This is a genomic window from Halomonas sp. ND22Bw (assembly GCF_003011945.1).
Classification (GTDB): Bacteria; Pseudomonadota; Gammaproteobacteria; order Pseudomonadales; family Halomonadaceae; genus Halomonas; species Halomonas halophila.
This window is the reverse complement of the sequence record NZ_PXWD01000346.1, coordinates 1-360: the sequence shown is the minus strand read 5'-3', so window position 1 is coordinate 360 and position 360 is coordinate 1. Positions and strand designations below refer to the sequence as shown.

The window sequence follows — 360 nt, the reverse complement described above, 5'->3', positions numbered from 1 at the left end:
CCGACAATGTCTTCTGTAGGGTGCTCGACATCACCCTGGCCCCGGCATTGTCGAAGGCGACCTGGGTAATATAGCGCACCCTGTCGTTGATCATGGTGGTCAGCTTCGCTCCGAAGTTCAGTTCCATACCACCCAGGTTGAAGCCCCCACGAAGATCCGACATCCCCTCATCGGAGATCATCTCTCCCCGGTTGAAGATGGCATGGGGTCCCGCCGCCAGGATACCGGCTGGCGCAGTGGAGGCTGACGATAGCCCCGCTGCCGTCAGCAGGGATCCCGACAACAGGAAAGCGGTCCACCAACGGAGCTTTTCACCGCTCCTTGCCGTTGATGGACCACGGTTCATGTACATGCTCATGG

General features: G+C 59.4%; 1 protein-coding gene. It reads right to left on the bottom strand.

The window, feature by feature from the left end; genetic code table 11:
- The coding region (locus CVH10_RS18370; RefSeq protein WP_146143041.1) for a hypothetical protein at positions 1–346 on the bottom strand (346 nt) is incomplete at its 3' end.
- Positions 347–360 lie beyond the last annotated feature (14 nt).